General features: G+C 61.2%; 31 protein-coding genes. 22 read left to right on the top strand and 9 right to left on the bottom strand.

The annotated features are described in order from the left end of the window. Window positions 1–8 precede the first annotated feature (8 nt). The 16 genes from Q3C01_RS05270 (at window position 9) to Q3C01_RS05195 (ending at window position 14,081) form a co-directional block, all read left to right on the top strand. Window positions 9–377, top strand: a complete 369-nt coding sequence (locus tag Q3C01_RS05270) for a phage tail tube protein (protein WP_254102554.1) — start codon at window positions 9–11, stop codon at window positions 375–377. After that, window positions 374–829: a phage tail assembly protein gene (locus Q3C01_RS05265; RefSeq protein WP_458144269.1), complete on the top strand. Its 456-nt coding sequence runs from the start codon at window positions 374–376 to the stop codon at window positions 827–829. The genes Q3C01_RS05270 and Q3C01_RS05265 overlap by 4 nt, the downstream gene beginning before the upstream one ends. 160 nt (window positions 830–989) lie before the next feature. Then, on the top strand, window positions 990–3,509 hold the full coding sequence (locus Q3C01_RS05260; protein ID WP_458144268.1) for a CHAP domain-containing protein: 2,520 nt from the start codon (window positions 990–992) through the stop codon (window positions 3,507–3,509). After that, on the top strand, window positions 3,506–4,066 hold the full coding sequence (locus Q3C01_RS05255; RefSeq protein WP_458144267.1) for a DNA circularization N-terminal domain-containing protein: 561 nt from the start codon (window positions 3,506–3,508) through the stop codon (window positions 4,064–4,066). Before Q3C01_RS05260 ends, Q3C01_RS05255 begins: the two co-directional genes overlap by 4 nt. After that, window positions 4,063–4,731, top strand: a complete 669-nt coding sequence (locus Q3C01_RS05250) for a hypothetical protein (RefSeq protein WP_458144266.1) — start codon at window positions 4,063–4,065, stop codon at window positions 4,729–4,731. The genes Q3C01_RS05255 and Q3C01_RS05250 overlap by 4 nt, the downstream gene beginning before the upstream one ends. 12 nt (window positions 4,732–4,743) lie before the next feature. After that, window positions 4,744–5,817 (top strand): phage baseplate assembly protein, encoded by a 1,074-nt coding sequence (locus Q3C01_RS05245; RefSeq protein ID WP_458144265.1) that lies wholly within the window; start codon window positions 4,744–4,746, stop codon window positions 5,815–5,817. Further along, on the top strand, window positions 5,766–6,632 hold the full coding sequence (locus tag Q3C01_RS05240; RefSeq protein WP_458144264.1) for a phage baseplate assembly protein domain-containing protein: 867 nt from the start codon (window positions 5,766–5,768) through the stop codon (window positions 6,630–6,632). Before Q3C01_RS05245 ends, Q3C01_RS05240 begins: the two co-directional genes overlap by 52 nt. A gap of 3 nt (window positions 6,633–6,635) precedes the next feature. Then, a complete protein-coding gene (locus Q3C01_RS05235) occupies window positions 6,636–7,157 on the top strand; it encodes a phage GP46 family protein (RefSeq protein ID WP_458144263.1) in 522 nt (173 codons plus the stop codon). After that, window positions 7,157–8,272 carry a baseplate J/gp47 family protein gene (locus Q3C01_RS05230; RefSeq protein WP_458144262.1) on the top strand — a complete coding sequence of 372 codons (1,116 nt, stop codon included), beginning with the start codon at window positions 7,157–7,159 and terminating at the stop codon, window positions 8,270–8,272. Before Q3C01_RS05235 ends, Q3C01_RS05230 begins: the two co-directional genes overlap by 1 nt. A 10-nt stretch (window positions 8,273–8,282) precedes the next feature. Then, window positions 8,283–9,044: a YmfQ family protein gene (locus Q3C01_RS05225; protein WP_458144261.1), complete on the top strand. Its 762-nt coding sequence runs from the start codon at window positions 8,283–8,285 to the stop codon at window positions 9,042–9,044. A gap of 16 nt (window positions 9,045–9,060) precedes the next feature. After that, the gene (locus Q3C01_RS05220; RefSeq protein WP_458144260.1) at window positions 9,061–9,750 is read left to right on the top strand and encodes a GIY-YIG nuclease family protein; all 690 of its coding nucleotides are present in this window, start codon (window positions 9,061–9,063) and stop codon (window positions 9,748–9,750) included. Beyond that, window positions 9,662–10,987 carry a hypothetical protein gene (locus Q3C01_RS05215; RefSeq protein ID WP_458144259.1) on the top strand — a complete coding sequence of 442 codons (1,326 nt, stop codon included), beginning with the start codon at window positions 9,662–9,664 and terminating at the stop codon, window positions 10,985–10,987. The genes Q3C01_RS05220 and Q3C01_RS05215 overlap by 89 nt, the downstream gene beginning before the upstream one ends. Window positions 10,988–10,999: 12 nt before the next feature. Continuing rightward, window positions 11,000–11,596, top strand: a complete 597-nt coding sequence (locus Q3C01_RS05210) for a DUF4376 domain-containing protein (RefSeq protein WP_458144258.1) — start codon at window positions 11,000–11,002, stop codon at window positions 11,594–11,596. Further along, complete coding sequence (locus tag Q3C01_RS05205; protein ID WP_458144257.1) at window positions 11,593–11,937, top strand: hypothetical protein; 345 nt, start codon at window positions 11,593–11,595, stop codon at window positions 11,935–11,937. The genes Q3C01_RS05210 and Q3C01_RS05205 overlap by 4 nt, the downstream gene beginning before the upstream one ends. Beyond that, window positions 11,934–13,277, top strand: coding sequence for a collagen-like triple helix repeat-containing protein (locus Q3C01_RS05200; protein ID WP_458144256.1), 1,344 nt, complete (start codon window positions 11,934–11,936; stop codon window positions 13,275–13,277). Before Q3C01_RS05205 ends, Q3C01_RS05200 begins: the two co-directional genes overlap by 4 nt. Window positions 13,278–13,901: 624 nt before the next feature. Continuing rightward, window positions 13,902–14,081, top strand: a complete 180-nt coding sequence (locus Q3C01_RS05195; protein ID WP_458144255.1) for a hypothetical protein — start codon at window positions 13,902–13,904, stop codon at window positions 14,079–14,081. 883 nt (window positions 14,082–14,964) lie between these two features. On the opposite strand, the gene Q3C01_RS05190 is transcribed toward Q3C01_RS05195, so the two are convergent. From Q3C01_RS05190 to Q3C01_RS05160, 7 genes are all read right to left on the bottom strand, one after another. Beyond that, on the bottom strand, window positions 14,965–15,153 hold the full coding sequence (locus Q3C01_RS05190; RefSeq protein ID WP_458144254.1) for a hypothetical protein: 189 nt from the start codon (window positions 15,151–15,153) through the stop codon (window positions 14,965–14,967). Further along, entirely contained in the window at window positions 15,150–15,479 is a 330-nt protein-coding gene (locus Q3C01_RS05185; protein ID WP_458144253.1) for a hypothetical protein, read from the bottom strand. The genes Q3C01_RS05190 and Q3C01_RS05185 overlap by 4 nt, the downstream gene beginning before the upstream one ends. Then, on the bottom strand, window positions 15,476–15,922 hold the full coding sequence (locus Q3C01_RS05180) for a hypothetical protein (protein WP_458144252.1): 447 nt from the start codon (window positions 15,920–15,922) through the stop codon (window positions 15,476–15,478). Before Q3C01_RS05180 ends, Q3C01_RS05185 begins: the two co-directional genes overlap by 4 nt. Then, on the bottom strand, window positions 15,919–16,209 hold the full coding sequence (locus Q3C01_RS05175) for a hypothetical protein (RefSeq protein ID WP_458144251.1): 291 nt from the start codon (window positions 16,207–16,209) through the stop codon (window positions 15,919–15,921). Before Q3C01_RS05175 ends, Q3C01_RS05180 begins: the two co-directional genes overlap by 4 nt. A gap of 12 nt (window positions 16,210–16,221) precedes the next feature. Then, on the bottom strand, window positions 16,222–16,587 hold the full coding sequence (locus Q3C01_RS05170; RefSeq protein WP_458144250.1) for a helix-turn-helix domain-containing protein: 366 nt from the start codon (window positions 16,585–16,587) through the stop codon (window positions 16,222–16,224). 164 nt (window positions 16,588–16,751) lie between these two features. Then, on the bottom strand, window positions 16,752–17,504 hold the full coding sequence (locus Q3C01_RS05165; protein ID WP_458144249.1) for a hypothetical protein: 753 nt from the start codon (window positions 17,502–17,504) through the stop codon (window positions 16,752–16,754). A 475-nt stretch (window positions 17,505–17,979) separates the two neighbouring features. Then, window positions 17,980–18,294, bottom strand: a complete 315-nt coding sequence (locus Q3C01_RS05160; protein WP_458144248.1) for a hypothetical protein — start codon at window positions 18,292–18,294, stop codon at window positions 17,980–17,982. Window positions 18,295–18,985: 691 nt separating this feature from the next. Between Q3C01_RS05160 and Q3C01_RS05155 the strand changes: the two genes are divergently transcribed. The 5 genes from Q3C01_RS05155 to Q3C01_RS05135 all read left to right on the top strand — a co-directional run bounded on the left by Q3C01_RS05155 (window position 18,986) and on the right by Q3C01_RS05135 (window position 21,208). Continuing rightward, the gene (locus Q3C01_RS05155) at window positions 18,986–19,441 is read left to right on the top strand and encodes a helix-turn-helix domain-containing protein (RefSeq protein WP_458144247.1); all 456 of its coding nucleotides are present in this window, start codon (window positions 18,986–18,988) and stop codon (window positions 19,439–19,441) included. A 9-nt stretch (window positions 19,442–19,450) separates the two neighbouring features. Then, window positions 19,451–19,666 carry a hypothetical protein gene (locus Q3C01_RS05150; protein WP_458144246.1) on the top strand — a complete coding sequence of 72 codons (216 nt, stop codon included), beginning with the start codon at window positions 19,451–19,453 and terminating at the stop codon, window positions 19,664–19,666. Then, on the top strand, window positions 19,663–20,085 hold the full coding sequence (locus tag Q3C01_RS05145; RefSeq protein WP_458144306.1) for a hypothetical protein: 423 nt from the start codon (window positions 19,663–19,665) through the stop codon (window positions 20,083–20,085). Before Q3C01_RS05150 ends, Q3C01_RS05145 begins: the two co-directional genes overlap by 4 nt. Further along, window positions 19,983–20,480, top strand: a complete 498-nt coding sequence (locus Q3C01_RS05140) for a chemotaxis protein CheB (protein WP_458144245.1) — start codon at window positions 19,983–19,985, stop codon at window positions 20,478–20,480. The genes Q3C01_RS05145 and Q3C01_RS05140 overlap by 103 nt, the downstream gene beginning before the upstream one ends. A gap of 341 nt (window positions 20,481–20,821) precedes the next feature. After that, a complete protein-coding gene (locus tag Q3C01_RS05135) occupies window positions 20,822–21,208 on the top strand; it encodes an NUDIX hydrolase (protein WP_458144244.1) in 387 nt (128 codons plus the stop codon). A 56-nt stretch (window positions 21,209–21,264) separates the two neighbouring features. On the opposite strand, the gene Q3C01_RS05130 is transcribed toward Q3C01_RS05135, so the two are convergent. After that, window positions 21,265–21,480, bottom strand: a complete 216-nt coding sequence (locus tag Q3C01_RS05130; RefSeq protein WP_458144243.1) for a hypothetical protein — start codon at window positions 21,478–21,480, stop codon at window positions 21,265–21,267. Window positions 21,481–22,063: 583 nt separating this feature from the next. Further along, complete coding sequence (locus tag Q3C01_RS05125; protein ID WP_458144242.1) at window positions 22,064–22,369, bottom strand: hypothetical protein; 306 nt, start codon at window positions 22,367–22,369, stop codon at window positions 22,064–22,066. Between the two features lie 952 nt (window positions 22,370–23,321). Between Q3C01_RS05125 and Q3C01_RS05120 the strand changes: the two genes are divergently transcribed. After that, window positions 23,322–23,783 carry an Hsp20 family protein gene (locus tag Q3C01_RS05120; RefSeq protein ID WP_458144241.1) on the top strand — a complete coding sequence of 154 codons (462 nt, stop codon included), beginning with the start codon at window positions 23,322–23,324 and terminating at the stop codon, window positions 23,781–23,783. The last annotated feature ends 122 nt before the right edge of the window (window positions 23,784–23,905 follow it).

Genomic DNA, 23,905 nt, shown 5'->3' with positions numbered 1-23,905 from the left:
ACTGATCAATGGCACAGAGGATTGCAGGCATTGCGTTCCTCACTGTCGATGGGACGCAGTTGGCGCTGCGCGGCAACTTCACCGTCTCACCGTCGCCGGTCGAGCGCACCATGATCGCTGGCCAGGACGGCGTGCACGGCTATCAGGAGCTGCCGCGCGTGCCGTACATCGAGGGCGATCTGTCGACCATGCCGGGCTTCTATCTGGAGGACCTGCTCGCCGAAACGGACGTGACCGTCGTCGCGCAGCTCGCCAACAACATGCAGTACATCCTGACCGGAGGGACCTGCAAAGGCGGCTTCGAAAACAACACGCGCGACGGTCAGGTGCGCGTGCGCTGGGAGGGCGTCACCTGCCAGGAGGTTAGCCTCGCATGAACCCGCAGCCGAAACGAGAAGGCTTCATTGACGAGCGGCCCGCCATGAAGGTCATCGACGCCGAGCCGCTGCCGCAGGCGGAAGCCAAGCCGTCGCGCTCGATGCCTGCGCCCGAGGTCGAGCCGTCGCCAGCCGACCTGCCGCCGCTGTGGCAGGATGAATGGCCGCTCACGGTGAAGCTGCTGAACAAGCCCATCCACAATAACAAGGGCGAGAAGATCACGGAGATTTCGCTGCGCGAGCCCCGCGCGGGCGACATCAACCGCTACGGCAACCCGGTCCGGATCAACCAGGACGGCGACGTGGTCTGGGACGAGCGCAAGATGACCTACATGATCGCGGCGCTTTCGGACATTCTCGCGCCCTTCATCGAGGACATGCATCCGCGCGATTGGAACACCTGCGCGATGAAGCTGCGAAATTTTTTTCTGCCCGATCCACGGGCCTGGTAGGCGACGAGGACGAGATCATCCTCGACTGCTACCGCCTAGCTCGCTGGTACCACGTCAGCCCAGAAGTTTTCCTGTCGATGCCGTTTAGCGACGTTCGCATCCATCTGGAGCGCACCGCGACGCTGGACCGCAGGCAGCAGCCCCCGAAAGACGATGACTGATGCCCACTGAGCAGGAGGAGCTGAAGCTTATCGTCTCGCTGGTCGACAATGCGTCGGCTGGCCTCGACAAGATCGTCGAAAAAACAAAGGAGATGGGAGGGCCGCAGGTCAAGGAAGCCCACGAGAAGATGCGGCGTGGGACCGAGGAGCTGAACAAGGCCTTCAAGGAGATCACGGGCGGCTTCGGGGACGCCTTCAAGGCGCTCGGCTCATTCCGGGGCGGCCTGGTTGCTGGCGCTGGCGGCCTGGCGCTGTTCGGCGTCGAGATGACGCGGCAAATCGGCGAACTGAAAAAGTGGGCCGAGGAGCTGCGCGGCGTCAGCCAGGCGGCGCGGCAGATCGGCGTCGATCCTGCGTCGATGAAAAACATCATCAGCCAGTTCGAAGCCATCGGCGTCAGCGCGGAGCAGACCAAAGCCAATCTCGGCACCATGGCCGAGGCGGTTGCCAATCTCAACCGCACCGGTAGCTCGTTGCGTCGCGAGCTGCAGCACATGGCAGGGCCGAGTCCGCAGTCGCAGCAGGCCATGCGCGAGCTGCTCGACAACATCGTCAACGCCAGGACCGAAGAGGAGCGATACAACGCTGTCGTCTCGGCTCGTGCCAACATGCTGCGGCACGCCCTTGAGGAAGGCAAAACGCTTCAGGAAGCGACCCAGCGCGCGAACGAATTCGCCTCGCACTTCTGGGACAGGACCATGGCGAACATGGACAAGCTCAACGGCTTGTCGGCAGAAGACCGGCGCATCCAGGACGAGCGCATCAAGCAGGCGGAAAAGCTCGCCAACCTTACGGGACAGATCAGCGGCGAATGGGCCGACATCGTCGAGGATCTGAAGGCCCCGTTCCTCGACCCCGCGATCAAGGCCGCAGAGAAATTCCTGGCGATCAGCAAGGAAATCCACGAGTGGCTGAAGAAGAATTACGACCTGGCGAAGCCCGACGAGGCCAAAAAGTCGATCCAGGACACGTTCGGCAAATTCCGGGGACCGCTCCAGCTCGGCACGCCGCAGGCCGAGGCGCAGAAGAAGACGACCGAGGAAAACACCGAGGCGCAGAAGCAGCTGAAGCAGTCGAACGACGCGCTGATCGATGCGCTCAAGAGCGGCTTCATGCCGATGAGCTACACGGGCGGCGGCGTCGGGCGCAATCCGATGCTGCAGAACGCCAGCTTCACGACGGGCGGCGACGGCGGCTTCAGTTATGGCGGCGGCGGCGGTTACGGTCCCTTCGGCGGTGGGCGCGGCTTCGATGCTGGCGGCGGCCGCAGCTACGGAGGCAGTAACTCGGGCGGCGGCTATCGCGGCGGCGGCGGCCCGCCTTATGGCAGCGACACGGGCGGCGAGACGGGCGCCCCGCAGAGCGGCCCCGCAGGCGATCCCAGCGTGCCGTCCGACATCCTGGCCAAGGCGCGCTCTGTTGCTCTGCACGGCGGTCCCGGTGCCGTCGAGAAGTTCATGGCCAGCCAGGGCTTTCCCAAGGCAGGCAGCTGGTGCGGCGAGTTCGCGGCTTCCGTCGTCAAGTCAGTCGGCGGCACGCCACCGAAGGGCGCGGCGGTCGCATCGAACTGGCGCAATTGGGGCACGCCGGTCGCACCAGGGGACGTGAAGCCCGGCGACATTGCCGTTGCTGATCGCGGCGTGCGAACGGGCGCGACTGGCAGTCACGTCACCATCGTTGAGGACGTCAACAAGAAAGCTGGAACGTTCACCGGCCTCGGCGGCAACCAGGGACGCGGTTTCGAGTCCCAGTTTGCGCTGAAGGGTTACAGCTTCCGCCGCTCGACGGGCGAAATGCCGAACGGGCAGACGGCAGGGCCTGGCACGGGCGCTGGCGCTGGCGGCACGCCAGCAACGGCGGACGGCGCGCACGGTGCTGGCGGCGTTGCCGATCAGCGCGCCTCGATGATGGCCGAGGTCAACCAGGACCCCGCCACCAAGCAGCTGCTGTACCGGATGATGCGCTCCGAGGGCGGCGGCGCTCCAACAGTCGAGGCGCTGTTCAATCGCACGCAGATGATCCGGCAGAAGGTGCCGGGGTACAAGATCGGCGACGAGCTGCGGAGCGGCTTCTACGGCCCGATCAACAGGGGGCAAACTGGCGGCGGTCTCAGCGACGCCGAACAGGCGAAGTACGACAAGACGCTGGCCGAAGTTGTCGGCGGCAGCGACTACATCAAAGGCCGCACCAACCAGGGCATGGCGTCCGATCCCGGCGCGGGCCTTCCGGGTCGCGTGCCGGTGCCGGGCTCGCATGAGGTTTACAATTATTGGGAAGGCCGACGCAAAGGCGTCAACTTCTCGACCGCCGACAGCGCGCGGTTTGCGCGCGAGCAGCTCGACAGGCGGATGGCCGCGACCAACAAGGTCGAGGGCTCGGGCAAGATCAGCGTCGATGTGAATGCGCCGAAGGGCACCACGGTCGGCGCTGAGGGCAAGGGCATCTTCAAGGACGTGGAAATCAACCGGCAAACCCAGATGGAGCCTGCACGCAAAGGCCCTGAGACGCTTTCGATATGACAACCATCTTCGACATCACACCGGGCAAGCCGAGTTGGCGCGACGATTGGGTTCGCGCGACCTACAACAATGCGCCGTTCCACTGTGAAGCCAACACGCGCGAGAGCGGACGGCGCATCGTCGAGCATCAGTTTCCGAAGAAAGAGTATCCCTACGCGGAGGACATGGGCCGCATGGCGCGGGAGTTCACCATCCGCGCCTACTGCATCGTCTATCCGCGCGATGATGACGACCTGTATCGCACCGACTATCGCAAGGTGCGCGACCGACTGATCGACGCGCTAGAGACCGAAGGGCCCGGCGTGCTGCAGCTGTCCACGCAACCGCCGCAAACGGTCGTCGTGAACCGCTATCGCATGACCGAGGAGGAGCGCTTCGGCGGCTTCTGCACGTTCGACATCACCTTTCTGGAGTACGGCATCGACCCGCTGTTCGATCCCGGACAAGAGGACACCCAAGCGACGGTCGCGAATGCCGCGCAAAATGTGCGCGACCAAGTGCAGCGCACGCTCGCGCCGCCGTCGCCATCCATCGGCACGGGATTGATCGAAGCATGAAACGCGCGGACGCGACCGAGGCGGCCCCGCTCGTGGATCGCATGCTGGCGACCCTGCTATCGTTTCTCCCGGCCAAGGGTCGCGCTGGCGTTGACGCGCGGACAGCCATCGGCGACGCCAGGGCGAACGCCTTCGGGCTGCTGATCGAGGATGCGATGGGGCCGCCGCTCGACGCCTGCTTCGACCAGGCACGGCAGGCAGGCATCACATGGCAGCAGCTGGAGAGCGTGCGTGCACAGCTCGGCCAGGAGACGCCGGTTACGCTGGGCGCGGCACTGATCCAGAATGCTGGCATCCGTCTGTGCCTGGCGACCGAGGCCTACATCATCGCTGCCATGACCTTCGTCAGCCGCCAAGAGGTCGATGCGATCAAGACCGCACTGTTCCAGCCGTTCCAGGACGCCGAGGAGATCGCCGCCGACGAGATGGATCAGATGACGTTCCAGGCGCTGATCACGCTGCACGGGGCGATCACTAACCATCTGGTGCAGACCGCGTTGCCGCTGCCGCGCATGCTGCAATATCAGTTCTTCTCGACGCTGCCGAGCCTGGTCATGGCTTACAAGCTGTACGACGACGCCTCGCGCGCCGATGAGCTGCGAGGCGAGAACAAGATCGTTCACCCCGCCTTCTGCCCGATGGTCGGCGAGGCGCTGTCATCGTGAGCGGCCTGACCCATGCCGAAGCCGACTGAAGTCGCCGTCCTCGTCGTCAACGGACGCAAATTCGAGGACTGGGAATTCGTCATGGTTCGCCGCAACTGGGGCGACTCCTACGCCTATTTCCAGTTCAGCGCGGCAGAGCGCGACCCGGTCTTCAAGCCTGGCGGTCCATTCCCCGACTGGCAAAAGCTGCAGTTCAAACCCGGCGATCTTTGCAGCGTCTATCTGGCTGGCTTCCTGGCAATCACCGGCTTCATCGAGGTGCGCCAGGTTGCCTATGACGCCTTCACCCACGGCGTGATGCTCATCGGCAAGAGCTACACGGCGCTGGGTGCAAAATCGAGCGTCGATACCAAGACCGGCAGCTTCGACAACAAGAACATCGTGCAGGTCGCACAGGAGGTCTGGGCCCCTTACGGCGCGGGCGTCAAGGTCATCGGCCAGGTCGATCAGACGCCGTTCGACAAGCTGCAGAACAACACTGGCGAGCCGGTCTGGGATTTCTGCGAGCGCATCGCTCGCGACCGGTGCGCGCGGCTGGCGTGCGACGCCTTCGGCAACTTCCTGCTGATCGGCGAGCATACCGGCAACGTTGTCGCGGGGCTGGTCGAGGGCAAGAACATTCTGGCCTGCCAGTGCATCATCGACTCGACGATGGTGTTCGAGACCTACGACGTGCGCGGCAGCTCCCAGGCGAGCGACGATCACAACATGACCGACGCCAGCGAGCAGCAAGCGGTCCAGAACACGAGCGTCCAAAACGTTCTCTACAGCAAGCTGATCACGCCGATTGAGGAGTCGGTGAAGTCGCAAGGCGAGATGAAGCTGCGGGCCGATTTCGAGCAGCGCATCCACGACGGCCAGCAAATCCAGGCGACCATCACCGTGCAGGGCTGGCTGCGCGAAGGCGTCGCGCTCTGGAGCGAGGGCGAGCACGTTCACGTCTACTCGCCGATGGCGATGCTCGACGAAGAGCTGGCGATCCAGCAGGTCATCTTCATGCAGGACGACAAGCGGGGCAGCATCACCGTGCTGACGTGCGTCAACCCGGCCTTCCTGAACGCGCATCCAACTTACAAAGTGGGGTAATAGAAATGCACCGCGCCACACCGCTCAACAGCTCGCTGCGCAGCTATTCCGCTGGCGGCGCTCGCGGGGTCGTCGATCAGGTCGATGACAGCAAGTTCCTGCAGGAGATGGCCGGAAACTTCATGCACAACGAGTCGCGCAAGGGCTGTGAGGCCCCGCAGAACTATGGTTTTACGTCCGTGGTGTTCGACGCCGAGAAGGACGCCCAGGGCAAGATCAAGTCCGCCGCAGAGCATTTCACCAGCTTCATGGGCGGCAGCCGCTCCTTCCCGGTCGCAATGATGGATGATCGCCGCCACCGGCTCTTTAAGCTGGATAAAGGCGACACCGCAATGTTTCGCGGGCGCGGCGACAAGCAGCAATTCCATTTGACGAAGGACGGGGGCTTCTGGACCGCGCCGCAGGACAAGACCGTGCGCATGCACCTGGTCCAGCAGGATAGCGAGAGCAACTCGACGATGGACCAGGGCGGCGGCTCATCGGGCGGCAGCTCGGCGGGCGGCAAAGCGGCGACGCGGGACGGGAGCGGCGGCTCAAGCGGCGGCGGCGGACAGCAAGGCGGCCAGCAACAGAAGCGCGGCCAGCAATCGCTCTACAAGGACGGCCAGAAGTCGCCGCTGTTCGTCGAGGTCACCAAGGACAAGACGCGGATGGGCGGCAACCAATGCCACCTCGCGCTCGCCGATGGCGACACGTACCTGCATTGCCACACGGACAAGCAGGTTTATGTCGGCGCGGAAGCGGGCAAAGCGTCCTTCGACTACCTGGTCACGCTATCGGGCCCGTGCGTCAACAGCCTCGGCAAGATCGGGTGAACCATGCCAGCGGGCTACAACGTCCCTGACATCCGGCTCGTCCAGAACAACGTCTTCCCGCAGTATTCGGTCACGGTCGATTGGTCGCTGCTGCCCGATGGCACGCTCGACGACCGGCAGGCGCTGGCGACCGCGATCATCGTCGCGCTAGGCACCAATGCGCTCGCCAGTCCGAACGATATCCTGCCCGATCCCGACTCCAGTGATCGGATGGGCTGGTGGGGCGACATGGACGCGCAGGCGATCTGGAACGGCTGGCCCATCGGCTCCAAGCTGTGGCTGTTGCGCCGCTCCAAGATCACCCCGGCCCAGGCGCGGCAGGGTTCGACCCTGGTAACGGTCGAGAACTACATCCGCGCCGCGATCCAGCCGTTCGTCGACCGCAAGATTTGCTCGGGCTTCGATGTGTGGGTGACGCGCGTCGACACGCAGCGCATTGACGCCTTGCTGCGCATTTATCGCGGTCCGCTGCCCGAGATCGAGCTGCGATACGCTGTCCTCTGGGATGCGATGGTGAACAGCTGATGCCGTGGTCAACGCCAACCCTGCGCGACGTTCGCTCCTTGGTCCGCGACGCGGTCAACGCCTCGCTGCCTGGTGCGGACGCGAACGTCCCGAACAGCGTGCTGCGGGTTCTCTCGGATAACCAGGGTGCGCTGTGTCACCTGACGCTGCAATATGTCGACTGGCTGTCGCTGCAGCTCTTGCCCGACACCGCCGAGACCGAATGGCTCGATAGACACGGGCAAATCTGGCTGGTCAACGCGGACGGTTCGACCGGCCGGAAGATGGCGACGCTCTCGACCGGGACTGCGCAATTCCAGGGCCTGGTTGACGGCACCGTCATTCCCACCGGCACGCAGCTGCAGAGCGCGGTCGGCTTGCCCGTCGATTTCAGCTCGCCGAACACCGTGGTGATGTTCGAAACGCTTGAGGACATCACCACGTCTGCGAGCGTGCCCGTGACGGGCAACATCCGGGCGGTGGACGCAGGATCGTTCGGCAATCTGCCGGACGGTTCCTCGCTGTCGATCACGCCCAGCATTCCAGGCGTCAGCAGCGTTGCCTTCGCCTATAACGTGACGGGCGGCACCGACACCGAGACCGACGACGAGCTGCGCGCCCGCATCCTTCAGCGCATCCGCAACCCGCCGATGGGCGGGGCGCAGGCCGACTATGTCTCTTGGGCGTTGGCCGTCCCTGGCGTCACGCGGGCCTGGGCCAATGTCGAGCAAGGCATCGGCACCATGACCGTTCGCTTCATGATGGACGATCTGCGCGCCGACAACGATGGCTTCCCTCTGCAGCAGGACATCGCCACGGTAGGTGCCTATCTCGACAAGATGCGGCCAGTCACCGTCAAGGACTGCTTCGTCGCCGCGCCGATCAAGTATTTCCTCGATCTGACGATAGCGGCTCTCAATCCGAACACCGACGAGTGCAAGGCCGAGATCGAAGCGCAGCTCAAGGACATGCTGTTCCGGATGGCCGCGCCTGGTCAGACGATCTACTCGGCGTGGATCAGCGCAGCGATGATGCAGGCCCCGAGCGTGATCTCGTTCGATCTCGTCACCAACAACGATTTCGTCATGCCCAACATCGGCACCATGGCGGTGCTTGAGACAATCCTTTACGAATAGGAGTGCGCTGATGAGCGACCGGCATATCCGCCGTGCCGGAAGTGACTATCGTGACGCCTTTCTCGAACTGCTGCCACAGGGCCAGGCGTGGCCGAAGCATTCCATTGATAGTGTGCTCTGGCAGGCCTGCGACGGGCTGAACAATTACTGGGGCTATGTCGACGGGCGGGCTGCCGATCTCCTGGAGACCGAGAGCGATCCGCGCAAGACCGTCGAGCTGCTGCCTGATTGGGAGCGCAACTGGGGCCTGCCTGATCCCTGTTATAGCGCGCCGCAGACGATAGCCCAGTGCCATGCCGCACTCGTCGCGCGAATGACGCTGTACGGCTCGCAGTCGCGAGAGTTCTACATCAGCTTCGCGGCCTTCCTCGGCTACACGATCACCATCACCGAATATCGGCCGTTCATGGTCGGCATCGACGCTTGCGGCGATAATCGCGTCTATGGCGATGGCACCTTCATGCAAGATGCGTGGGGCCGCCCGATCCTCAATCCGAACGGCACGCCAGTCGCAGACGGCGAGCTAAGCGAGTGGCCGAACTACGGCCTCGGGCCGCCTGAGAACCGCTACTACTGGACAGTGCACGTCCACCAGGCCGACCTGCATTGGTTCAGGTGCGCAAGCGGCCAGTGCGGCGTCGATCCGCATCTGCGCATCGGTCGCGCCCAGGACCTTGAGTGCATCCTGGACCGCTGGAAGCCCGCGCACACCGAGATTGTCTACGACTATTCTGGCCTGACGCCTGGCGACCCGATGGCGGGCACGCCTTAAAGGACCGACCACAAAATTGAAAGCCTACGTCTACGCTATCGTTGTCGATGGCGTGATCCGCTATGTCGGCAAGGGCTCGGGTGGCCGCGCACGCGCGCACATGCGTATCGTTAGAAGCATCGCGCGTCGGCGCGCGGCAGGCGAACTGGTTCAGGCGAGTTATTTCTACAACCGCCTGACCAAAGCATGGCTTGCCGGTGCCGAGATCGAAGAACGCATGCTGATTTCCGGCCTCGATCATGAGGCTGCGTTTCAGGCAGAAATCGAGACGATAGCGTCGTTTCCGAGCGATCAGCTCTGGAATTTCTGGCCAGGCGGCGAAGGTAGCTCGAAGGGCTACGCCAAGAGCGAGCAGCAGCGACGAAAGATTGCCGAGAGCAACAAGCGTACGTGGGCGGATGAGGGCTTGAGAAGCCAGCACCGCGAACGATCCAAAGTCCATTGGCTTCGACCGGAATATCGCGAGCGCGTTCTGATCGGAAGAGCGGCGACAGATGCCACACCGGAGAGCAGATCGAAGCGCTCCGCAGCAGCAATAACTCGATGGGCAGACCATCATTTCCGCGCTCAGATCAAACAAGCCAATTCGTCCGATCAGCATCGCATGAAGCGCAGCCTTGCGGCCAAAGCAGGCTGGTCCAGGCGGCGGTCGCGCAGTCAGATGGGAGGCGACAATTCAGTATATTCAACCCTATGGCGTTTCTGATCCGAACGCGCCGTATATCAACGGAAATCCCGCGACCGGCACGCAGGGCTCGATCCCGCCAGCGGCGAGCATCGAATATCCGCAGCGCGAGATCGTTGCGCTGATCAGCGACGGCGGTCTCACCCCGGACAACGCCGACCTCACGCAGCTTGCCCAGGGCGTGCAGGGCGGCAAGCTCAACTACGCGCTCGATGCTGGAACGGCGAATGCCTATCAGGTGACGCTGACACCGGCACCGACCGCGTTGCGCGCCGGTCTCGTCGTGCGGATGAAGGTGGGCAATGCGCCGACCGGGCCTTCGGTGCTCAACGTCAACGCGCTTGGCGCAAAGCCGATGAAGAAGCGCGGCAATAAGGACATCCAGAACGGTGACTTCGCCGCCAATGACGTCATTGAGCTGGTCTACGACGGCGCCGTGTTCTTCCTCATCGGCGCAGATAGCGTCACGATGCTGGGTGCATCGCTGGACTACTACGTCTCCAACAGCGGCAGCGACACGCTCAACGACGGCCGCTCACCCGGCTCGCCCTTCGCGACCATCCAGCACGCCATCGCGGTCACACAGAGCTTCAACCTCAACGGCTACACGGTCAACATCCACGCCACCAACGGTGTCTACACCGGGCCGATTAACGCCCCGCTGATGAACGGTTCTGGCGCGGTCAACATCATCGGCAATGAGACGACGCCTTCGGCGGTGCAGCTTGTCAGTTCGACCGGCACCGCGATCGTGTTCTACGGCCCCGGCTACACCATGGCCGGCTTCAAGGTGAGTTGCAGCGGTGTCACGGCCGGCAGCGGCGATCCCGGCAACGGCGTGTGGGCGCACGGCAACAACGGCGCGGTGACCCTTCGCAACATGGAGTATGGGTCTGTTCTCGCCGGGCAAGTCGTTGCCACCGATGGCGGCTCAGTGGGGTTGACCGGCAACCACACCATCTCTGGCGGCGGTGCTTGGCACTTCTGGTGTCAGGTCAACTCGCTCATCATTCTGGACCCGGTCAACCCGCCGACTTGGAACATCCCGGCCCCTGTCACTTTCTCCGGACCGTTCTGCAACGTCACCATGCTCGGCGTGTGGGTCAACAAGATGGGCACGATCACCGGCTACGCCAACGTGACCGGCAAGAAGTACGACGCCGAAATGAACGGCATCATCTCCACCGGAGGTTCCGGCATCAACCACTTCCCTGGCACCGTTGCAGGCACAACGGGCACAGGCGGACAATACGGTTAGGAGCGCACGGCGATGGCAATCTACAACCCTCAAAACTGGTGTTGGCTCGCTGACGACGGGCGCATCTTCGCAAGCGCGCCGCAGACGATCATCGCGGCGGACGATGCCGACTACACCGCTTGGCTTGAAGCGGGCGGCTCACCTACGGGCTGGCCGCGCGATCTTGCTGGCAACCAGACCGACGATGCCTTGCAGGAGGTGCTGCAGCCGTTCGACATCTTCGTGACGCTGGAAGCCTATGCCGCCAACGTGCGGTGGAAGACGGAGACCACAAGCCTTGTTGTCAACGGCTACGTGGTCGGCACCGATGACCGCTCCAAGCTGATGATCATCGGCTCACGCATCGCAGCAGAGAACGACCCGCAATTCACGACCGACTGGGTGACCGAAGACGGCAGACTGGTGCCAATCGACAAGCACCAGATGATCGCACTGTCGGATGGCGTGCAGGATCACATCAGAGCGCTTTTCGATATCTACTCACAAGTTAAGGCCGGTATCGACGGCGGTACGATCACCACGCATCAGCAGATCGATGACGCCTTCGCGAACGTGCCGCTTTCCAAGAAGCTCAAGAACGTATTCAAACCGGCAGCCGCCAAAAAATGACCACCGTCACCATCAGCACCGAGAGCGACGCCGACTTCCGCCGCGCGTTCGTCTACCAGACAGTGGATGGAACGCCCATCGATCTGACGGGCTGGACGTTTCACATGATGCTGCGGCCTCACGTCGAGGATGCCACCGTGTCGATTGAACTGACGACCGAGAATGGACGCATCGTCCTGGTCGATGCCGTCAACGGCAAGTTTGAACTGATCGTCCTGCAAGCCGACTTGGAGCAGCTCGCGGCGCTTGAGTACCAGCAATCGTTGATCGCGAGCAAAGCGGGCGCGCAAATCCGTATCTGGCGCGGGACCTGGGCTCATAGCATGGGACCGTCGCGATGACCGATGTCGTTGTCAGAGCCGATGATGATGTGCTCGTCATGCAGGACGAGGATGACGTTGAAGTCATTCTGGCGGACCCGGTTTCGATCATCGAAGTGCGAGAGCAAGGCCCGCCCGGTCCCGTAGGGCCGCCCGGTCCTCCAGGCACTACAGGCGCACCCGGACCCAAGGGCGATCAGGGCGACAAGGGCGATCAAGGCGATCCGGGGCCGCAAGGCGCTGTAGGCCCGCAAGGGCCAAAGGGCGACAAGGGCGACACAGGCGCTGTTGGTCCTGCTGGCCCTCCCGGACCGGTGCCGGAAGCGCCGACAGACGGCATCACCTATGGGAGGGTGAGCGCGTCCTGGGCGCAAGTGCTGCCGATCGGCGGTGGCACGCTGACCGGCAATTTGGGCATGGCTTCGGCTGCGCCCACGATAACGATGAGCAAGGCATCGGGAAGTGCGGGCGCAAATTGTTCGATCCAAGGCTCTACCGGTGGCGCTTCACGTTGGATCATGGAGCTTGGCAATGCCTCAGCGGAGGCTGGCAGCAACGCGGGCAGCGATTTCGACATCATCCGTTACAACGACGGCGGTTCACCCATCGACGTGCCCTTCAAGATCAACCGTTCGACAGGCAACGTCATCACGACCAAAGACGTGAATGCCGGTGGCGGTGTGATTGCAAACAGCGGCAGTCTTGTCGCGCAAGCGCAGCCCACGGGCAACTGCCACACTTGGTACAACGATGAGAACGCGAACAATAAGGTTTTGACATATTGGGAACGTAGCACGTCAAAATTTCACGTTCTTATGGGAAGTCAGGATTGGCAATTTCAGGGCGGCGGGCAATTTCAAAGTGCCCTCGGGTACGTCTGCAAACAAGGTTTTAGTGGCGCGTATGGTGCCAACAGCTTCAATTTTTACTACAACGCTGGAGCGTTGCAGGCGTGGGTCGATGCGACGAATCTGGGCAACGTCTCCTTCATATCAGACTATCGCGTCAAGAAGGACGTGATCGATCTCCCAAGCATGTGGTCAACCGTCAAGAAATTGCGGCCGATCAAGTACACGCAGGCAGAGTTCACGCCGCCCGCTCAACTGGAGCATAACGCCAGGGCGCGATCCGAAGGCCAGGAGGTCAGTGAAGCACCGATGTTTCCGGCCGACGACGTTGAGCGTTGGGGCTTCCTCGCGCACGAGCTTCAAGCGACCACAGTCGAAAGCGCGGCGAGTTGCGAGAAGGATGCGCCCGACGCAATCCAGTCGCCAAACCCTTGGACCATGATCGCAGCGCTGACCAAGACCCTGCAGGAAGCGCAGGCGCGCATCGAGGCGCTGGAAGCCAAGTTGGCCTGACTTAAAACAACTATCGTTCCGGCCTAGGCCTCGCTTCGGCGGGGCCTTTTCTTATTGCTCGTTTGACCACGCGCAGGTGCCCACGGCGAACCTGTCGACCGCTTCAGCGTGCATCGCCTCGGCCTCGTCCTGGATCGAGCAGCGGTTCTGAAACTCGTTGAGAGCGCTGACTGATCATGGTCTCAAACATCAGGAGCGGCCCATTGCCAAAATGACGTGGTCCATCCCGAGGGCTGATGCGGGCGGTGCTCACCCCAAAGGTACCTAGGAACAAGTTCCATTAACATACGTTAAACTCGGCAATAGGCTCATTGAGGGCAATCCCATGTCGCCTGGTGACCGCGAGTGGATCGAACACTGGATTGCAATGCGCTTGGAGCGCATGAGGGCGTCCAATCAGAGGTCGCGCGAGCTGTTGCGCAGATCGCATGAGCAGCTTGCGAAATCGGAGGCGCTTCTCAAAATCCCTCCACCGAAGGTCTGGCATCCTGAGCCGCCGAAGAAGTTAGGCGCCAAGACCAAAGTCGGGGTATGATCAATTATCACCGGCCGAGGCTCTGCCCGTAGGCGTCGGTGGCTGAGAGACCGATAGCGCTCCCGCCTGCATAGCCAGGGAGCGCAGCGATGCCACGCAATCGCCATTCAACGCAAAAGTACCTCGACCCACGAGATCAGAAGCTCATCGAAGAAACTCGCAAAATCATCAACGAAACGAGCGAGCTGTTAGATGAGGGGCCGCCGGACACCTTTTTGGGGCGTGAGACACATCAGCCCTTCCTGAGCGAGAGTGATAAACCCAGGTGATTGCGCCTGCCGCCATTATCGATCGATCGGATGCCTAGCCGCGCCAAAGAGCGCCGCTGCCTAAATCCATTCTCGCTGAGGATCGAAAGCGGTCGGAGTTCTAAGTTCCATTTTGAATCGAAACGGCTTGTGGTAGTTTACAAACATCACCGGCCAAGGCTCTGTCCGTGGGCGTCGGTGGCTGAGAGACCAAGGGTGCTCCCGCCTGCATAGCGAGGGAGCGACCTATGGCTCAGCCTTTGAGCGAAGAAACGCAGCAACTATTGGACGCGGCCGACCGAGCCATTGAGAGAAGCCGAACGGTGGTGGAGCAAACCCGCCAGGTGCACGCGGCATGTGCGAGAGAGCTGCGGGCCCAAGAAACAAGGTTTGCCTTTCTTCGTTTGCCTTCTTCGGGAGTGAAGAAATAGGTACTAATCCCGGTTTTCGCCATGATACCGAAGCCACCGAAAGCATACATATACCGGCCACAGAAAGCCGACGCTGAGTTGGTGCAGTACGCCTGGGAGTGCATCGAGAAGGCTAGAGCGGCCCTGGCTCTGCCAAGACCATCAACCTTCCTAGGTGATGGGCTTGGCAAGCCGCCCCTGACCGAACAGGAATGCCGCCCAAAGCAAGAACCAAGTTCATAGCGCGTGGGCAGCAATGCAGGACGACCTGTTGGTGCGCGCCGACTGAGCTATCGCCGAAAGCGAAGTGCTGATGAACCGGCTTTCCGAACTCATATGGAAGGCAAAGCAGCATGATCAGCACTTGCAGTATTTGCGCGAGCTTCGCAGGGAAGACGAAAAGAAGAAGCGCCCCCTGGCTTAGCTAGCTGTTTTGATTCGAGAACGCTGTTGGCGCTTCGCTGAACTTCTGCGCTAGTCGTCGTCATCCCTGTTCATTCGGTGTCCTCGTGCGTCTCGGTCGCGCCCGACGGGGCTGCGCACAGCATGGCAAGGATCTCCGCAGCCTTGCGCCTGGCGATCTGCTGCCGCTTGATCATGCCCTCTTGGGTCTGAAAGCGGGTGAAGGCGTTCAGATCGATGATGCGCGCTGCTTGCTCGATGATCTCGTCTTTGGTGGTCACTTCTTCGACCTCGGCTCGATCAACTGCCGGAACGCGTCCCGTCCTTCCTCGCTCTCGGCCCAGGCCTCGGACTCCTTCGGGCTCGCATCGAAGTCCCCATTGATGTGCCGCTTCCGCACGGCCTCGATGGCCTGGGCCCGCTTTTGATCGTTGAACGACAGGGCGACCTTGGTGGCCACGCGGAGGTCCTTTTCCAGCTCCATCTCAGGAAGCGCGAGCGGCGAAAGGAAGTCGTGATAGTAGCCGGTCGCCGCGCGGTCGGCCATCTCGTGCAGCCCGACCTCGCGCAATGCGGCAGCGAGCTTGTCCTTGGTGTGCTCGGTCATGAAGGCTCCAGCTCGACGAAGTTGATGGCGACGCAACCGGGCTCGTATTCCTCGACCCATACGCGGTAGGGGCGGCTCGGCGGATATCCGGAGAAGCCGAACGCCTCCAGCACCATCCTCGCAGCGTGCTCGTTCGGGGCCTTGCCGGGATTGAGCGACGAGATCGAGAGATGCCGGAACAGTCCGGAGGGCTGCTCCTCAAACGAGATCGCGGCGACGTAGGACCCGAGCTGCACGGGGTAGGTCGGATATTCCTTCCGGAGCGCGTCAATGCGGTCCTGGTCGGGCCGCTCGTCGTGCTTCAGCGTATTGCTCGGTTCGAGCCTGTCGTCGACAATGAGTTGCCGCATCTTTTCCCAAGGCATCGGCTTGGCCAGCGCAGACCGGATTGCTTCAGCGATGGCGGCCCGCTCGCTATCTCCGATGATCAGAACGCCACTCATTGCATCGTCTCCCCGCCACGCCCGATTTCCATGATCTCCTCGCGGTGGGACAGCTTGACCAGCTTGATGGCCTTGCCGCTCGCCTGCGCGATCCAGCGCGCCCAGGGCAGCAAGCTCTGGAGCCGCACCTCGTCGGCCGCGACCAGCGGGATAAGCGTGCCGGGCCCCATCAGGGGCCCAGCGCAGAGACCTTCACCGGTCTCGTCGCTGGAGATGAAGGCCCACACCGCATCGATCCGCCTCAACTCGTTCGGCGGGGAGTGCACTTCCGGATCGTTGTCAGACATCGAACTCTCCTATTAGTGCCCTTCGGCGGCCAGGGAGCGCGTCAGCGAGATGATGCTGCGCCGAACCTGCTGACTCTCCAGCCTCGACCAGGCCTCGATCAGATCGACGCCATCTTTGCTCGCGATGAAGTCACTAACCAAACTGTTCTGCTGCTTGTCCCATGGAAGATCCCCACCGATCAGAGCCGCCATCGTGGTCTTCAGGAAAGCAGCGATCTGGGCCAGCCGCGCCGCTGCGACACGGTTGGTGCCCTTCTCGTACTTCTGGATTTGCTGGAAGCTGATGCCCAGCTGTTCGCCCAGCTCGGCCTGGCTGATGTGCAGCTCAAGCCTCCGCGACCGGATACGCCTGCCGACTTCGCGATCCTGATCGTTCACCGCACGAGGCGATGCCTTTTGTCTACGGCGCATGTTTGCGCTCCTTCATTCCCATGCCCAGGTTTAGCTGCGCGCGGCCTTACGGGCTTTGCGCTGCTTCTCGTGATCCTTCCCAGTTCGTTTTTATTGGTTTGGTGAGTTCTCCTTTGCCTAGAGGCAATCGCTCATGCGGCCTGTTCTGCCTGGAGCGCGCCTAGCTGCTGAGCGCGCTTCCTGCGCACAGGCGGCTTCGTCTTCGTGACCTTCTTCGTCGCCTTCTTCGCGGTCGGCTTGACCGGCGCGGGCTTCAGCCGGACCTCGCCACGGTAAATCTCGATCTGGTCGTGCGTCTTGAGGTAATGCAGCTTCAATTTGATCTGCGTCGGGGTCAGGCCCGTATCGCGCACCAGGGCTGAGATCGCGATCCACCTGTCAAGCGACAGGTACTCGACCAGCTTGATGCTGCGCGACGAGGGCTTCATCACCGGTGCGGCCGGTTGCGGCTTCGGAACGTGAGTCGTGAGAACCTCGCGCATGCCGGTCGCAATCTTGGTGAGTCGCAGCACCAGCTCGGTCAGATCAGCGACTTCGCCGCGAAGCGCCTTCATCTGGTCCGGTATCGGCACGATGGCGTCGGGTTGCGGCAACTCGAGTGCCTTCGTCAGCGGCTGCGGCTTCGGTCTCAGCTGCTTCTCGTTCTGGGACTTCAGCGTCACGTTATCGGCGCGCAGAAGCTTGCGCACCTCGGCGCGGGTATTCATGCGCGCCCGCCAGTCGCTGGTGGTCTTGGCGACGAAGACGCGGCGGACCTCCTTTTCCGGCACCACCTGCCAGGCGATCTCGATGTGCCCGCCATTGGTGTCTCGGGTCTGCCCCTTGACGCCATGCAGCTTCAGTTCGTTGAGCGCGATCTCGGTCAGTTCATTGCTGTACGCCATTCCCTAAACCTATCCCTTATCGTCCGGCTCGATTGTCGCCGACGCCCGACCACCGAGCGCCCTTGCGATTTCTACTTTCCGCGATGGTCTGCCACCTTGCCGCAAGCATCCGCACGAGTGGGTGAGACCCCGCCGCAGGTTGTTGCCGTCAACAATGATCCATTTGTCTGGGCGGCACGAGCACCGGCACGCCCATGAGGCGCGGCTGCATCCGCCAACAAAACACACGACTGTCAGGCGGCCAAACTGGGCACCCGTAAGGTCGATACGTCTGGATTTCAGGTTCTCACGCGCGAGGCAATTGCATGAGCGAACATCGCCCGTGCGCAGATCGCGGGTAAATCGAATGGATAACCTCCCGCAGTCGCACTTGCAGAGCCAATTTGCCTCCCATCGCTTACCGTAGCGACGGACGCTTCCAATGTTCTCCAAGACGGTAAGCCGTCCAAATCGTTTGCCGATCAGATCAGCGCGGTTATGCGCCCCCGTCATTGCCCGCTCCCATATTGCAAGCATGGCCACTGAGCGCCTTGATGGTTTCGAGCAATGAATGGGTGCGCCCCGTTGATGCACCGCTGCTCTCGTGCCACTCGCCGTTCTCGTCGAAGGGCGGCGCGAAGATGGTCAGGGCCTCTTCTGCATTGAAGCGGACCAGGGCGGCGATGCCTTCCTCGGCGCGACGGAACAGCCAACGGCGCAGGGCCGGATCGCGATGGGCATCAGGGTAATTGGGATCGCACCATATTTGGACGACCTGAATGTTCTGCAGCTCGCAGTCGTCATTCACCAACCAGCGGCAATTCCAGAGGCCGCACTCGGGCGGCATTTGCGCCGTATGATAGACGGAGCATCCCTTGTGGAATTTCTGAAAGCGGCAACGTTCGCCTGCAGCCTTTTGTAAAGGCGGCGCAGGCAAAAGCTTGCAGCACAACGAGCAGTCACCGCAGCGTCTCATCGGTGCCCGTATCCCATCTTGCACATTTTAACCGCGCGGCTTTTGCCGCTGCTTTGCATCGTGTTCCGATGTGTCGAATGATTAGTCTGACGATTGTGGCGAAATCGTTTTTGCCGCAGATGTTTCCAGCACTGCTAAAGTTGAAATGCGAGTTGAATGATTATTCAGCTGCCGTCCGAGTTGACTATGGCCAACCCGAACGACAACCTTTAGGACATGATGACCGGCGAGGAAGACTTGCACATGCCCGACTTGCCGCACGCGGCGATCTCGGGTCCACCTTGCCGTTACTGCCCGCCCTTCGTCATTCCGAAGGGCGGGCTTTTTTTCATTCACGCGCGAGCGCAGTCAAGCTGGACAATTTGGCCGCTCGAAAGGAGGACAGCGCATAAAAAACTCATAAGTGCCGCGACGTTTTAAGCCTCGATTGTATGGATTGCATCCGTGCAATCGTTACCGCATCGTAAGTTGCGCGCGATGGGTCGTTTGCTAAAGGCGCGGCCGGGAAACAGAGGAGCGAACTATTGTGCCGACCAAGCGCTGGCAAAGCCAGGCCGCGATTGTCTGTGAGATGGTCCTCACCATCATTGCGATCCTGCACCGTGAATGGGGACGCGGAGCGCACGCCGTTGCGGTGGCCGACATAATATTTGTGATGATGACGGTCCGGGTCAACGACGGCGCTGGCCTTCCGCCGATCTCGATCAGCGAGATAGCCAGGCGGCTCGGCATGTCGCGAACAAGCGTGCGCCGCGCACTCGTCGAGATCAGCGAGCACAACGGCGCGGTCCGCAAATCCGGCGATGGCTACATCGGCAATCCAGATTATGTGTTTGTACGGTCTGACACCGACAACTACATTCCGGAAATTCAAGAAGCGATCTTCAAGTCCGCCGCCCAGCTTGCGGCGATGAAGCCCGGTCCAGCGCGGCCCGCTGCATCGGGTCGGAAGCGGCCAGTGCAAAAGCCCAAGACGCAATAGGAGCCGCCCATGGGAAAACTCGGCAATGAGCGGTTCAGGCAAGAGCTGCGGGCGCTGATCGCCAAATACATCAAGCCGACGAGCACGTTCGAAGACTATTGCTCCGTCACCGATGAGTTGGCGAAGGAAGAGCGACGGCTAGGCAGCGAGGCCGAGAAGTTTTCGGAAGAAGAGGTCAACGCCGCAGTGACCGCCTCCAGGCAGGCCGCTATAAAGGGTGGATGATCACCGAAATCCTCGCCCAAATCCGCGCGCCCAGTTTCACAGCGGGCATCGTCCTGTTCGACGACAAGGTGATCGAGACCGCGCCGATCCTCCGCTACATGCGAAACTGGTCGAGAGATCGAGTGCGGGCCGAGTGCCAGCAGCGCGGCTGGACCGTGTCGGTGGTGCATCAAATGGAGCGCGATGACGTAACCGCGCCCCCGATGCCGAAGGTGGGCATCGTTCAGCAGAGAGCTTTGAGGCCGTTCGCGCTGACGGGTCGGTCGAGTTCTTCTATTTCGATGAGAACCCAGGGCGGCGGACGGTCAACGGCCGGATGTTTCCAGCGACATTCAGAATTCCGATCCTTTTGGTGCAACACCTTCCCCGCAGCGGAGGGAGCCACCTTGCCGCAGTGCTCGGTCGCCGGACCGACCTGAAAGTAAAATGGGCCGAACACGGTGAAGCCCTATGTGGCGGAACAGTCTACGTCGCGCCCCTTGACAACCACTTGACCGTGACGGCTGAACACAAAATCAAGTTGTGCTGCGTCTCTGCTCGCGTCAACCACTATCGGCCCGCGGTGGACCCTCTGTTTGACAGCGTGGCGCAAGTGTTCGGCAGTCGCGCCATTGCCATCGTGCTGAGCGGAATGCTCGACGACGGCGCGCGAGGCACCGCCGAAGTGCGTCGCTGCGGGGGAGTCACAATGGCCCAAAATGAGGCTACGTCCCTTTGTTTCGGCATGCCGTGCGCGGCAGTGGATTTTGGCGGTAGTGATTTGATCTTTACTCCACTAAAGATCGCCGAGGCATTGCGTGCCGTGGGGACGTAACGATTTCTGCATCCCTCGTGATCAGGCAGTGCGGCTCTCACAACCGACGGGCACTACTTCTCTGGGACGATCCCTATCTTTCTGCAGGGCGCGCATTTGTACACGCGGATTAGCGGCCTGTTGCCGATCTCCGGCAGTATACCTAACAGCGTCATTTCCCGCCCGCACGTCTCGCAGACCGGAGCTTTCGGACTATCGTCGAAGCCCTTGGGCATCGCCCAAGCTTGCCCCATTTCAAAGCCATCGCTCATCCGGTGAACTACGGGCGGGCGGTGCCACATTGAGATAGACCAAACTTCTTCGGCTACACTGATGAGGCAACCAATGAGTCGAAGCCCGAAATGGCAAAATCGTCAAAACTAGTCGCGGCAAGGAAGGGGCGCGTGCTGCTTGTCAGGCGTCGGCGCGATCGGCTCTGGATGTTTCCGGGAGGGCGGAAGCACGTAGGTGAGAACGAAAGGACATGCCTTCGCCGCGAGATCAGAGAAGAACTCCCAAGTCTGAAGCTTGGGCCAGTAAGGCTCTGGAGGGAAGTTAAGGTCAGGAACCGCCGGTCCGGCCGAATGATGAGCGACGCGATTTTCGTGGCCAAAAGGGTTTCCGGGTGCCTAAAGATCGGCGACAAGAAAGAGATCGACAAGGCTGCGTGGCACAAACCCCGCGGCCTGAGGTTGACGCCGACGTCGCGCTATATCCGCGACAAGCTATTTCCGAAACGGCGCTCGTAGACGCAAGCCTCTCACACGCGACAGAATTCAGCCGCGCGGCCGGGCGACCGCCGCAATCAACACAAGTTTTGCCCTGCATTTTGTGATTCGGAAGCGTTGCTGCCTGCACCGTCAGCGATCGCGCGCTCCACCTCGGTGGCAAGCGTACTGAGGTGCTCGGCTAACCGGGTAAATAGTTCTCGCTTCTTTGGATCAATCGCCAAGTCCCGGATCAGAGCACAGTCGGCAGCATCCCTGCGGAGCTTTTCCAGTTGGGCCTGCATGTCTTTCATCGCGGCCCCTCCATCAGAGCTAAAGGGCCGCTGCTCTAGGGGAGCAGCGGCCCTTCCGGGTTTCAAAATATCCGAAATGAAATAGCTCAGCCTCCCCGGACTGCCGAGTTTTCCCGATCGCTCTGGTTCCGGCGAACACATATGTGAATCGGCGCGATCTATAACCTAGGTCGGGGCTTTCAGTCCCGGAGAGTGTAACCACCCATCAATGTGAGCGGTGACGTCAGCTTGACACGGTATGGAGCGCTCAGCCTTCTGCGCTTTTGCTTAACAAACGCAAGAGTCCTGAGCGGCGATTCCATTCCGCAGCGAAAGTGAAAAAAAGCACAGACAGATCTTGGTTCTCGCGACTGAATGCGCAAAGGAAAAGGCCTCAGCTCCGGGGCTGGCCAGCTGAGGCCTCTCGTGTCGGCGCTACGTCGCCGAGGCGAAACGCCGAATCAACAACTTCACTCTATTACCACTCTTTCCCGATCGCCAGAGGAGGGTAAGCAGCTCTCTCAATTTGCATCTGGCGCCCGATCTCGCCGTGCTCGAAAAGCGGAGTTTTTCCCATGCGCGAGAGGCGCAGGACCGCAGTCGTCTACCGCTGAACCGCGAGTTGCAGCTTAATGAGCGTGTCAGGCTCGATGCAGGCAAAGATCACGGCGAGGACAAAGACGAAAAAGCACAACGGCTCGAGATAGCGGCGCCATGTCGTGAAGACCGACAAAACAAGTACCGAAAAGCTGATCCAAGCGGCCTTCCAAAATGATCCAGTGAACATGACAATCGATATTGCAGTCATGCAAACCATGATGGCCGCCTTTACTGCCGTTCGGGAATGTCGAGCAAAAAGCCCGTCTAGAAATTTGCCCAATGCGTCTTCAGTCAATTCTACATCAGTCATGACTTCGTCCCCTGGCTGTAGTCGGAGTTAAATTGATGCGATGTCCTCCATCTCTGCTAGAGAGATACCAAGCGTGCAACGGAATGGCCATTCCGCTCACAACAGGATTTGTCCGTGTTGCCTCTCCGCAACGCGTTCGCCACCTAGTAGCAGAGCAATCAAGTTCCAGAAACTACCCTCTCTCGCATTTTACCACCTCGGCGGAGGCCGATCGGCGCTAGACCTATTCCGCGCGGCGTGTCGCATGGGCTTGGAGGGTCCTGTCTCGAAGCATCGCGATCGGCCGTACTGTGGCGGCCGACAAAAGTTCTGGATCAAGGTCAAAAACCGCAGCCATCCTGCAATGGAGCGCGAGTTGTAACACGTGGCCCACAAGTAGTGAGTTCGCGGACGTCGCTCATGGCTCCGTCCCCAAAAGTTGTGGAAGTCGGATTTTTCGGAAGTGTGAATGCAATAGGAAAAGTTTCGGCCGCCACAGACCGGAGCGCAGTTTGCTCCTCAGCAAGGCGTCTTTCGATGAACTGGCGTTCGAGATCTGACAGCCTCGTTCGCAGCAGGCGTCGATAGCGGTGGATGTTGTTGCGGTGCACACGAATGCGAGCGAGATGTTCATCGAGCATCGTCGTCACTCCTGACGGTTGTCGTCGTCCTTTTTCGGTTGAGAGAGGGAAGAGAACTTTCCCGCCGCAAAAATATTCAAAGCGATCTCGGTGTCAAGACGCGCCTGTGCCGCGCTTCCGAGTCGTTCGAGCCAGCGGCTTCGTTACAAGAAAAATTTTGGCCGGCCTCTTGAAACGGCTCTCCGTTTTTCTAAGTCATTTTTCGCCGCGAGAGCGGTGTGCCGGGCGCCAGATCGGGCCCGGTGCGGGCGCCGGACCGGTGTCTTCGGACCCGTTCTGAAACCCTGTCTTGCGCTCCTTCGTATCCATCTTGCTCTTTGGAGGATGTGGTTATGAGGACCACCTTTGACTTCGCGCCCCTGTGGCGCTCCACCATCGGCTTCGATCACCTGGCCGACCTCGTCGACAGCACCTTGCACCAGGCGACCGAGGACAACTATCCCCCATACAACATCGAACGTACGAGCGAGGACCACTACCGGATCAGCCTTGCGGTGGCAGGGTTCGGCGTCGACGACATCACCGTGACCGCCGAGCAGAACGCGCTGACCGTCGAGGGCCGGAAGCCCGAGAAGGCCGCCGGCGAATACCTATACCAAGGCATCGCCGCGCGTCCGTTCCGTCGCGTGTTCAATCTCGCCGACTACGTTCAGGTGAAGCAGGCTTCCTTTAAGGATGGGCTGCTGATCATCGACTTGGTCCGCGAGGTCCCGGAGGCCATGAAGCCGCGCAGGATCAACATCGCGAGCGGCGCATTTTCCTCACCGCAGATCGAGCAGAAGCATGCGGCCTAACCGCTCGATCGAGGTAACGACGGTGGAACGCGGCGCGCCAGATGGGGCGCCGCCTGAGATGCATACAAACGTGATGCACGATACCGCGATTGCATTCATGATTCACCTGTGTCGCGACTTGG

Source organism: Bradyrhizobium sp. UFLA05-109, assembly GCF_054185165.1.
This window is presented reverse-complemented; position numbering and strand designations above follow the sequence as displayed.

Bases quoted from the DNA above. Each gene is read 5' to 3' on its own strand.
- Q3C01_RS05195 (WP_458144255.1), top strand. From the start codon at position 13,902: ATGCCACGCAATCGCCATTCAACGCAAAAGTACCTCGACCCACGAGAT.
- Q3C01_RS05130 (WP_458144243.1), bottom strand. From the start codon at position 21,480: ATGAAAGACATGCAGGCCCAACTGGAAAAGCTCCGCAGGGATGCTGCC.
- Q3C01_RS05210 (WP_458144258.1), top strand. From the start codon at position 11,000: ATGGCAATCTACAACCCTCAAAACTGGTGTTGGCTCGCTGACGACGGG.
- Q3C01_RS05245 (WP_458144265.1), top strand. From the start codon at position 4,744: ATGCCGAAGCCGACTGAAGTCGCCGTCCTCGTCGTCAACGGACGCAAA.
- Q3C01_RS05235 (WP_458144263.1), top strand. From the start codon at position 6,636: ATGCCAGCGGGCTACAACGTCCCTGACATCCGGCTCGTCCAGAACAAC.
- Q3C01_RS05255 (WP_458144267.1), top strand. From the start codon at position 3,506: ATGACAACCATCTTCGACATCACACCGGGCAAGCCGAGTTGGCGCGAC.
- Q3C01_RS05185 (WP_458144253.1), bottom strand. From the start codon at position 15,479: ATGACCGAGCACACCAAGGACAAGCTCGCTGCCGCATTGCGCGAGGTC.
- Q3C01_RS05120 (WP_458144241.1), top strand. From the start codon at position 23,322: ATGAGGACCACCTTTGACTTCGCGCCCCTGTGGCGCTCCACCATCGGC.
- Q3C01_RS05230 (WP_458144262.1), top strand. From the start codon at position 7,157: ATGCCGTGGTCAACGCCAACCCTGCGCGACGTTCGCTCCTTGGTCCGC.
- Q3C01_RS05145 (WP_458144306.1), top strand. From the start codon at position 19,663: ATGATCACCGAAATCCTCGCCCAAATCCGCGCGCCCAGTTTCACAGCG.
- Q3C01_RS05250 (WP_458144266.1), top strand. From the start codon at position 4,063: ATGAAACGCGCGGACGCGACCGAGGCGGCCCCGCTCGTGGATCGCATG.
- Q3C01_RS05125 (WP_458144242.1), bottom strand. From the start codon at position 22,369: ATGACTGATGTAGAATTGACTGAAGACGCATTGGGCAAATTTCTAGAC.
- Q3C01_RS05150 (WP_458144246.1), top strand. From the start codon at position 19,451: ATGGGAAAACTCGGCAATGAGCGGTTCAGGCAAGAGCTGCGGGCGCTG.
- Q3C01_RS05140 (WP_458144245.1), top strand. From the start codon at position 19,983: ATGTTTCCAGCGACATTCAGAATTCCGATCCTTTTGGTGCAACACCTT.
- Q3C01_RS05135 (WP_458144244.1), top strand. From the start codon at position 20,822: ATGGCAAAATCGTCAAAACTAGTCGCGGCAAGGAAGGGGCGCGTGCTG.
- Q3C01_RS05165 (WP_458144249.1), bottom strand. From the start codon at position 17,504: ATGGCGTACAGCAATGAACTGACCGAGATCGCGCTCAACGAACTGAAG.
- Q3C01_RS05180 (WP_458144252.1), bottom strand. From the start codon at position 15,922: ATGAGTGGCGTTCTGATCATCGGAGATAGCGAGCGGGCCGCCATCGCT.
- Q3C01_RS05205 (WP_458144257.1), top strand. From the start codon at position 11,593: ATGACCACCGTCACCATCAGCACCGAGAGCGACGCCGACTTCCGCCGC.
- Q3C01_RS05270 (WP_254102554.1), top strand. From the start codon at position 9: ATGGCACAGAGGATTGCAGGCATTGCGTTCCTCACTGTCGATGGGACG.
- Q3C01_RS05175 (WP_458144251.1), bottom strand. From the start codon at position 16,209: ATGTCTGACAACGATCCGGAAGTGCACTCCCCGCCGAACGAGTTGAGG.
- Q3C01_RS05200 (WP_458144256.1), top strand. From the start codon at position 11,934: ATGACCGATGTCGTTGTCAGAGCCGATGATGATGTGCTCGTCATGCAG.
- Q3C01_RS05265 (WP_458144269.1), top strand. From the start codon at position 374: ATGAACCCGCAGCCGAAACGAGAAGGCTTCATTGACGAGCGGCCCGCC.
- Q3C01_RS05225 (WP_458144261.1), top strand. From the start codon at position 8,283: ATGAGCGACCGGCATATCCGCCGTGCCGGAAGTGACTATCGTGACGCC.
- Q3C01_RS05260 (WP_458144268.1), top strand. From the start codon at position 990: ATGCCCACTGAGCAGGAGGAGCTGAAGCTTATCGTCTCGCTGGTCGAC.